The sequence below is a fragment of the Nocardia pseudovaccinii NBRC 100343 genome (genome assembly GCF_001613225.1).
Taxonomy (GTDB): domain Bacteria; phylum Actinomycetota; class Actinomycetes; order Mycobacteriales; family Mycobacteriaceae; genus Nocardia; species Nocardia pseudovaccinii.
Genome location: NZ_BDBY01000150.1, coordinates 1 through 5,752 on the forward strand (window position 1 = coordinate 1; position 5,752 = coordinate 5,752).

7 protein-coding genes are annotated in these 5,752 nt (G+C 67.1%); 1 reads left to right on the forward strand and 6 read right to left on the reverse strand.

What is annotated here, in order from left to right; genetic code table 11:
- Nucleotides 1–81: 81 nt before the first annotated feature.
- Nucleotides 82–891: an enoyl-CoA hydratase/isomerase family protein gene (locus tag NP3_RS17955; protein WP_063042754.1), complete on the forward strand. Its 810-nt coding sequence runs from the start codon at nt 82–84 to the stop codon at nt 889–891.
- 10 nt (nt 892–901) lie between these two features.
- Here the strand turns inward: NP3_RS17955 and NP3_RS17960 are convergent, their stop codons facing one another.
- The 6 genes from NP3_RS17960 to carD form a co-directional block, all read right to left on the reverse strand.
- Complete coding sequence (locus NP3_RS17960; RefSeq protein WP_063042755.1) at nt 902–1,180, reverse strand: DUF4190 domain-containing protein; 279 nt, start codon at nt 1,178–1,180, stop codon at nt 902–904.
- A gap of 147 nt (nt 1,181–1,327) precedes the next feature.
- Nucleotides 1,328–2,305 carry a 23S rRNA (guanosine(2251)-2'-O)-methyltransferase RlmB gene (gene rlmB, locus NP3_RS17965; RefSeq protein WP_063042756.1) on the reverse strand — a complete coding sequence of 326 codons (978 nt, stop codon included), beginning with the start codon at nt 2,303–2,305 and terminating at the stop codon, nt 1,328–1,330.
- Nucleotides 2,305–3,732: a cysteine--tRNA ligase gene (gene cysS, locus NP3_RS17970; RefSeq protein WP_063042757.1), complete on the reverse strand. Its 1,428-nt coding sequence runs from the start codon at nt 3,730–3,732 to the stop codon at nt 2,305–2,307. The genes rlmB and cysS overlap by 1 nt, the downstream gene beginning before the upstream one ends.
- A 64-nt stretch (nt 3,733–3,796) precedes the next feature.
- Nucleotides 3,797–4,264: a 2-C-methyl-D-erythritol 2,4-cyclodiphosphate synthase gene (gene ispF, locus NP3_RS17975; protein WP_062990256.1), complete on the reverse strand. Its 468-nt coding sequence runs from the start codon at nt 4,262–4,264 to the stop codon at nt 3,797–3,799.
- A 2-nt stretch (nt 4,265–4,266) separates the two neighbouring features.
- Nucleotides 4,267–4,971, reverse strand: coding sequence for a 2-C-methyl-D-erythritol 4-phosphate cytidylyltransferase (ispD, locus tag NP3_RS17980; RefSeq protein ID WP_084508667.1), 705 nt, complete (start codon nt 4,969–4,971; stop codon nt 4,267–4,269).
- A 2-nt stretch (nt 4,972–4,973) separates the two neighbouring features.
- On the reverse strand, nt 4,974–5,462 hold the full coding sequence (carD, locus tag NP3_RS17985; RefSeq protein WP_011206964.1) for an RNA polymerase-binding transcription factor CarD: 489 nt from the start codon (nt 5,460–5,462) through the stop codon (nt 4,974–4,976).
- Between the last annotated feature and the right edge of the window lie 290 nt (nt 5,463–5,752).

Sequence of the window (5,752 nt, forward strand, 5' to 3'; positions counted from 1 at the left end):
GCTCAGTGCGGGGTGACCAGTGCTTGAACGGCCTTTGCCAGGCTCGGCACGCAGCCCCATAGGTCGACTAACATGCCAGGCATGAGTTCGGAATTGCTCGTCGATGTCTCCGCGGGCATCGCCGTCCTCACGCTCAACAGACCCGCACAGCAGAATGCCGTCACCCCGGCCATGGCCGCCGAATTGAGTGCGGCACTGCAGCGTTGCGACGTCGAGGATGCGATTCGCGCCGTCGTCATTACCGGTACAGCACCCGCGTTCTGCGCGGGTGCGGATCTGTCCAACCGGGTCGGCGAGGTCAGCGCGACCATCGAACCGGCGCCGTGGCGGGTTCGCAAACCGGTGATCGCAGCGGTGAACGGGCATGCGGTCGGCATCGGCCTCGCGCTGGCCCTGCAATGCGATCTGCGGTACATGGCACAGGACGCCGTCTACGGGCTGAATCAGGTGCGTCGCGGGGTACTCGCCGACGGCTACGCGCATTGGACGCTGCCGCGGCTGGTCGGCATGGCCAATGCCGCCGACATCATGCTGACCGGTCGCACCTTCGACGGCGACGAGGCCAAGGCCATGGGCCTGGCCAATGGCTGCCTGCCCGCGGGCGAGGTGCTGCCGACGGCACTCGCCATCGCCCATGACATCGCGAACGGGGCGGCGCCGCTGCCGGTGGCACTGTCGAAGCGGCTGCTATGGGAGAGCCTCGGTATGAGCCCGGCAATGGTCGGCCAGCTGGAGACCGATCTGAACGAGCACGTCGGCAAGAGCATCGACGGCGGTGAGGCGATGGCGGCATTCCGAGATCGCCGCCAGCCCAATTGGACCGGCAGCATCAGCGAGGAATGGCCGGCCTGGGACAGCAAAGGCGACAACCAACGGCCCAGCCTGGATTGACCCGCTCGCGTTACGCGCGGCCGCCGACCAGGATGAGCAGGAAAACGATCGCCATGCAGACCATGAGGATCGTGCCGATAACGCCGAGGACGTAGCCGACCAGCACCTGGGCGCGGCCGCCGTAACCGCCGTGGGATTCCTCGATCTGGTCGAGCGCGCGTCTGCCGAGCGCCCAGGCCACCGGTCCCAGCACACCGCAGCAGAACAGACTCGCCGCGCCGAGCGCCAGCACCGCCGTCGCGTGCGGATGCTCGATCGTCTCCTGGGGAGCCTGGTTCGGGATGACCACGAGTCGAATTCTACGGGGCCGGAGTCGATTTGCGGTTCAACCCCGGCGGCCGATTTGCCCGATCGACCGCGATCGGTGATTTGCGGTCCGCCCGTTGCGGTTCGAACGCGTCGCCGATTCGGCGGTGCACCAGCCGACTTCCGGTGCTCAGGCCCGGCGCTGACGCGCGATCTCGGAGAGTACGACGCCCGCCGCCACGGAAGCGTTCAACGATTCCACCGGACCCGCCATCGGGATGCCGAGGATCGAATCACAGGTCTCGCGAACCAGCCGGGACAGGCCCTTACCTTCCGAGCCGACCACGACCACGGTGGGAATGCTGCCGTCGAAATCATCGAGGATGGTGTCACCGCCCGCGTCGAGTCCGACGATCTGGAACCCTTGCGACGCCCAATCCTTCAGTGTGCGAGTGAGATTCGTCGCGCGGGCGACCGGAAGCCGGGCCGCGGCACCGGCACTGGTACGCCAGGCCACCGCGGTCACGCTGGCGCTGCGCCGCTGCGGAATCAGCACGCCCTGTCCGCCGAAGGCGGCCACCGAACGGATCACGGCACCGAGATTGCGCGGATCGGAAATATTGTCCAGCGCCACCAGCAGCGCGGGTTCGGCCGAATCCTGGACTCGCGCAACCAGATCGTCCGGATGGGCGTACCGATACGGCGGCACCTGCAGCGCAACACCCTGATGCAGCCCGTTGGCGCTCAACCGATCCAGATCGGTGCGCGGCACCTCGAGGATCGAAATGCCCGCATCTGCGGCAATCTTCACACTTTCGGTGAGCCGGTCGTCGTTCTCGGTGCCCACCGCGACGTACAGCGCGGTCGCGGGCACACCCGCACGCAGACATTCGACGACCGGGTTGCGGCCGAGTACCATCTCCGGACCGTCGTCGCTCTTGCGTCCGGCCGGGCGAGCACCACCGCGCGGACCCGGCCTACCTTGAGCCGCGGCCTTCGCCTTGGCGGCCGCGCGCTTGGCGGCGGGATGTTTGGTGCGCGCCTCGGCGGGCGGGGTCGCACCGCGCGGTTCCAGACCGCGACGACGCTGTCCACCCGAGCCGACGACCGCGCCCTTCTTGCTGCCGCCCTTACGAATCGCGCCTCGACGCTGCGAATTACCTGCCATCAGTTCGCCTTTCCACGCTGTACCGCGCCCGGCGAATGCTGTGCAGCACCCAGCGACCATTCCGGACCCTGTGCGGTATCGGTCACTTCGATTCCGGCGGCCTGCAACCGGTCCCGCGCCGCATCGGCGCTGGCCCAGTCCTTCGCGGCGCGCGCCTGCTGGCGGCGGTCGAGTTCGGCGCGCACCAAGACGTCCAGGGCATCGAGCGCGACGGAATTGTCCTGTGGGCTGTACCACTGCGGGTCGAACGGGCAGACGCCGAGGATATTCAGCATGGCCCGGACCTGCCCGGCCAATTCGACCGCCTCATCGATCGCACCCGATTCCAGCGCCTTATTGCCTTCGTGCACAACGCGGTGCACCTCGGCCAGGGCCCGCGGAATCGCCAGATCGTCGTCGAGCGCCTCGGCGAACGCATCGGTCCACTTACCGACCGCGATCTCCCCGGCCCGCTCGGCCACCCGGTGCACGAACGCCTCGATGCGCTGGTACGAGGCCGCGGCGTCGTAGAGCGCCTTATCCGAGTACTCCAGCATCGAGCGGTAGTGCGCGCTGCCCAGGTAAAACCGAAGTTCAACGGCCCGAACCTTTTTCAGCACATTCGGCACCGAGAGCACATTGCCGAGCGATTTGGACATCTTCTCGCCGCCCATGGTCACCCAGCCGTTGTGCAGCCAGTACTGCGCGAAACCGTCACCGGCCGCCTTCGACTGGGCGATCTCGTTCTCGTGGTGCGGGAAGACCAGATCCATTCCGCCGCAATGGATATCGAATTCGGGGCCGAGATAGAACTCGGCCATCGCGGAGCATTCCAGATGCCAGCCGGGGCGACCGGGACCCCACGGCGACGGCCAGGTCGGCTCACCGGGTTTGGCGGCCTTCCACAGCGTGAAGTCGCGCGGATCGCGCTTGCCCGCACCGGCGCTCTCGCCCTGGTGCACGTCATCGAGTTTGTGCCCGGACAGGCTGCCGTATTCCGGATAGCTGACCACGTCGAAGTAGACGTTGCCCTCCGAGGCGTAGGCGTGCCCGCGCTCGATCAACCGCTGCATCAGATCGATCATCTGGGTGATGTGGCCGGTCGCGCGTGGCTCCACCGAGGGCGGCAGTACGCCGAGGGTTTGGTAGGCGTTGTCGAAGGCGCGCTCGTAGGTGGACGCCCACTCCCACCAGGGCCGGCCAGCTTCGGCGGCCTTGGTGAGGATCTTGTCCTCGATATCGGTGACATTGCGGATGAACCACACGTCGTAGTCGTGGGCGAGCAGCCAGCGCCGTAGTACGTCGAACGCGACTCCGCTGCGCACATGGCCGATATGTGGTTCCCCCTGCACGGTGGCGCCACAGAGGTACACCGAGGCACGGCCGGGGACCAGTGGCGCGAAATCGCGCATGGTCCGCGTGTCGGTGTCAAAAAGGCGCAGAGTCACGGAAGTCGATCCTAGCTGGTAGATAAGGCCGTTCACGGAGCGGCTCAGGTCGGCGGAGGCTGGATCAGCGACACTCTTGTAGCAGGGCGGTAGCCACTGCCGCAATGCCCTCGCCGCGACCGGTCAACCCGAGGCCGTCGGTGGTGGTGCCCGACACCGAGACCGGGGCGCCGAGCAGCTCGCCGAGCACCTCTTGGGCCTCGGCGCGACGCGGTCCGATCTTCGGCCGATTGCCGATCACCTGGACCGCCGCGTTGACGATTTCGAAGTCCGCCTCGTCAAGGAGCCTTCGCACTTCTTTGAGCATGGCCGCGCCGGAAACGCCTGCCCATTCCGGCCGTCCGGTGCCGAAGACCGCGCCGACATCGCCGAGTCCGGCGGCGGAAAGCAGCGCATCGCACAGTGCGTGCGCGGCGACATCGCCGTCGGAGTGTCCGGCGCAGCCGTCGTCGCCGTCGAAGAGCAGACCCGCCATCCAGCACGGCCTGCCCGCTTCGATGGGATGGACATCGCTGCCGATGCCGACGCGCATACTCATGACAGACCCGCCGTCCGGGCACCGTCGAGCACGGCATTCGCCAGCAGCAGATCGAGCCGGGTGGTGATCTTGAAAGCCATGGGGTCGCCCGGAATGGTGCGCACCCTGGTGCCGAGCAGTTCGACCAGCCCTGCATCGTCGGTGGCCTGCAGGCGCTCATCGGCATACGCCGCGCGCAGCAAGTCGGCGGCGAAACCCTGCGGAGTCTGAATGGCGCGCAGACCGGCGCGGTCGGGCGTACCGGTGACCTCGCCGCGTCCGTCGACGGATTTGATGGTGTCGACCACCGGCAGTGCGGGCACGACGGCTTCGGCACCGGCGCGCAGTTCCGCGACGACCCGGGCGATCAGCTCGGGCGGGGTCAGCGCGCGGGCGGCGTCGTGCACGAGGAAGTGGGCGGCATCGGGGGCGGCGGCGATACCGCAGCGCACCGAATCGGTGCGCTCGGCGCCGCCGATGACCACGCGCACCGACTCCGAGGGCGGCAGCAGGGCAACGGCGCTCTCGACGAGTTCGGTGGGGACCATCACGATGATCCGGTCGACCGCCCCGGAGGCGATCAGGCCGTCGACGGCCAGCCGGACCATAGGTGTGCCGCCGACCGTGACGAACGCCTTGGGTGTCGATTCACCCAGACGAACGCCACGGCCGGCGGCAGGCACCAACGCAACGACGGATCCGTCGCTGTTAGAAACGTTCACGGTCAGGAAGCCGCGGCGAGAACCTCATCGAGGAGCGTCTCGGCCTTGCCGTCATCGGTCCCCTCGGCGAGCGCGAGCTCACCGACGAGGATCTGACGGGCCTTGGCCAGCATCCGCTTCTCACCCGCAGACAGACCGCGGTCCTGCTCCCGACGCCACAGATCGCGAACGACCTCGGCCACCTTGTTCACATCGCCGGAGGCGAGCTTCTCCAGGTTGGCCTTGTAGCGGCGAGACCAGTTAGTCGGTTCTTCGGTGTGCGGCGCACGCAGCACCTGGAAGACTCGGTCGAGACCCTCCTGGCCGACGACGTCGCGCACGCCGACATATTCGGCGTTCTCTGCGGGAACGCGAACAGTCAGGTCACCTTGGGCGACCTTCAGGACCAGATACTCTTTTTGCTCACCCTTGATGGTGCGAGTCTCGATTGCTTCGATCAGCGCCGCTCCGTGGTGGGGGTAAACGACGGTGTCTCCGACCTTAAAAATCATGTGTCCCGTGCCCCTTTCGATGTTCACAGTTTAACATGCGACTCGGTAACGGCGCGATCAACTGTGCAGGTCAGGGCCACAACGAGCCAACCGCGGGGGTTGACAGAACCGGTGCGGTGTGCATTGCGTTGTGCCAGAACAGGTTATCGACCGGCGCGGATAGCACACCGGACGGTCCGCGAGCCCAGCAGCGTGTCCGCCACTGCGCCGCCGTCTCGCAAAACCGTTACCCAACGGATGCCGAGCGACGGGGTGTCCGAACCATCCATCTCTGGGAACCACCACGGAGC

What these genes read in the sequence shown, in the direction of transcription:
- NP3_RS17955 (WP_063042754.1), top strand. Translation starts at nt 82, where the DNA reads ATGAGTTCGGAATTGCTCGTCGATGTCTCCGCGGGCATCGCCGTCCTC.
- rlmB (WP_063042756.1), bottom strand. Translation starts at nt 2,305, where the DNA reads ATGGCAGGTAATTCGCAGCGTCGAGGCGCGATTCGTAAGGGCGGCAGC.
- ispF (WP_062990256.1), bottom strand. Translation starts at nt 4,264, where the DNA reads ATGCGCGTCGGCATCGGCAGCGATGTCCATCCCATCGAAGCGGGCAGG.
- carD (WP_011206964.1), bottom strand. Translation starts at nt 5,462, where the DNA reads ATGATTTTTAAGGTCGGAGACACCGTCGTTTACCCCCACCACGGAGCG.